The 2,738-nt window shown below is 73.6% G+C and carries 1 protein-coding gene; it reads right to left on the reverse strand.

What is annotated here, in order from left to right; genetic code table 11:
• Positions 1-128: 128 nt before the first annotated feature.
• The coding region (locus LCE31_RS36575) for a SulP family inorganic anion transporter (protein WP_225022263.1) at positions 129-2,738 on the reverse strand (2,610 nt) is incomplete at its 5' end.

Genomic DNA, 2,738 nt, shown 5'->3' on the forward strand with positions numbered 1-2,738 from the left:
ACCAAACCCGCCGCGGTATATTTGTTTTCCCCCGGGGGGGGGGGGGCCCCCGCCCCCCGGCCGGGTCCGCGGCCCCGCCCCGCCAACCGCCCCCCCCCCGCCCCCGGGGGGGGGGGGCCCACACCGTCTCACGGATGGTTCGGGCGAGAACCCCGGACGCGCGAGATACCGGGGTCCGCGGCGGGCACGCGATGGAAGACGGCAGATCCGGGCTCTGCGCCCGGCCCGGTCCGGGGTTGGGGTTGGGGCTCGGTCCGGGTTTGGAGCCGGGGTGTGGAGTAGGGCTCGGTCCGGGTCTGGGGTCGGGGTTCGGGCTGGGGCTCGGTCCGGGTCTCGGCCAGGGCCCCGGTCTCGTTGACGGCCCGGGTCACGGCCCCGGCCCCTGCCCAGGTCCCGCTCCCGGCCCAGGTGCCTGGCCCGACCCCCGTTCCCGTCTCATCGAGCAGGTACGCCTGGGCCTCGCCGACATGGAAGTACATGCCGTGCAACGCCAGCTTTCCTTCCGCGATACGACGGGACACCGACGTGTGCGCCCGCAGATTGTCGAGCTGCTGGACCACGTTGGCCAGGCACAGCTCCTCGATCCTGTCAGCGACGGGCCGCGCCGAGAGCCGCACCGCCGGGCTCGAATCCCGCACCCGCCGCAGGCTGGGCAGTCCGTGCCGCAGCCAGCGGCGCAACGGAGTCGAGGACGGTGTCCCCGCTCCAACGCCGGCCGCGGGACCGCCCGTACCGTCTGCGACCGGGGCGCCCGGAGCGTCGTCACCGAGCAGCGCCTGCATCGCTCCGCACCCCGAGTGCCCGCATACGGTGATGGATTCGACGCGCAAGACGTCGACCGCGTACTCGATCGCGGCCGCCACGGAGTCGTCGCTGCCTTCGGCGCCGGGCAGTGGCACGAGGTTTCCGACATTGCGCACGGTGAAGAGGTCGCCGGGACCGCTGGCCGTGATCATGCTGGTGACGAGACGCGAGTCGGAGCAGGTCAGGAAGAGCTGCGAGGGCCGCTGCCCCTCGCGCGCCAGCCGGGCCAGTTCGTCGCGTACGAGGGGTGCCGTGTTGCGCTGGAAGGCGCTGAGCCCGCTGGCCAGCCGACTGCCCCCGGAGGGCGTCGGGGCCCGTGTCGCCGCCTCTTCCAGAGTGCCTTGCGGCGCGACTTGCGGGGTGACCCCCGAACTGTCCTCGGTGCTGGTGCTGGTGCTGGTGCTGGTGCTGGTGCTGGTTCCGGTATCGGTATCGGTATCGGGGCCCGGCCCGAGGCCCGACGCCTGCCCGGCCTCGGCGAACCGGCCGCTCGCCCTGCCGGTGAACTCTGCGGTACCGCCGTGGGCGACGTGCGCCGCGCGCCACTCGTGGAGTACCTCGTACGCGGCGTGGTCCATGAACGATCCGTCCAGTTCCACGACGCAGTCCGCGCGTTGTGGCACCTGATGCAGGACGCGTGTGAGCCGCGGCACCGCCAGGAACGTCAACTGCCCCTTGACGCGCACGTGGTACGTGGTGCCGAGCGTCTCCGCCGTGACGCGCGTACGAGTCAGGCCGCGCAGCGCGACCGCCACCGCGACGGCCCCGCCGATCGCCACGCCCTGCAGGACGCCGAGCAGGATCACCGAGACCACCGTCGCCCCGTACACCAGGAACTCGCGGTGCCGGTGCACGTTGCGGATGTGCGCGTACGACACCATCTGGACGCCGACCATCATCACCAGCGCGGCCAGCGACGCCAGCGGAATCCGTTCGAGGGCGGAGACCAGGAGCCCCGCGGCGACCAGCACCCAGACGCCGTGCAGGATCGTGGACGCTCGTCCCGTCGCCCCCGCCCGTACGTTCGCCGAGCCGCGCACCGCGCCCCCGGATACGGCGAGTCCACCGAGGGCCCCGGACAGGGCGTTGGCGACGCCCTGCGCCCGCAGTTCCCTGTCGAGGTCGGGCCGTGGCGTACGGGGCGCTCCCGAACGCGCCCCGGCCGCAGCGCGCGTGGCGGCGAGCTTGTCCACGGCGACGGCGGACAGCAGTGATTCCAGGCTTGCCACCAGCGTCATCGTGACGACGGCCGTCAGCAGCGGGAGGAGCGGACCGCTCGGCAGGCCGGGCAGGACGTGCGCGTTCCACGACGGCAGATCGACGCGCGCGACCTCGGGGGCCGCGAACGCGGCGACACCCGTGGCGATACCGACGGACGCGAGAGCCGCCGGCACCCTCCCGACCGTTCTCCCGGCGAAGCCGGGGAGCCGGGGCCAGAGCATCAGTACGGCCAGGGTGAGCGCGCCGATGAGGGGTGACACCGGACCGACGTGGGCCAACTGGCCCGGCAGCGCGCGGACGTTCGCGAGGGCCGAGCTCTGCGGCGACCCGCCGAGGACGACGTGCAGCTGGGCGAGGGCGATGGCGACACCGATGCCGGCGAGGGTGCCGTGCACGATGGCGGGGCTGATGGCGAGCGCGGACCTGGCGACCTTGAGCGTACCGAGCAGGATCTGCGACAGCCCCGCGCCGATGGTGATGACGCAGGTGGTCGGCCAGCCGAACTGCTCGATCATCCCGGCGGTGACGACGGTCAGGCCGGCAGAGGGGCCGCTGACGAGGAGAGGGGACCCGCCGAGGGCGCCGGCGACGATCCCGCCGATGCCCGCGGCCAGGAGCGCGGCGCCCAGGGGGACGCCCATCGCGAGGGCGAGCCCGTGCGACATGGGGATGGCGATCAGGAAGACGGTGACGGACGCCGAGACATCGGCGCC

It is taken from the genome of Streptomyces sp. 8L (genome assembly GCF_020176795.1).
In the GTDB taxonomy this organism is placed as follows: Bacteria; Actinomycetota; Actinomycetes; order Streptomycetales; family Streptomycetaceae; genus Streptomyces.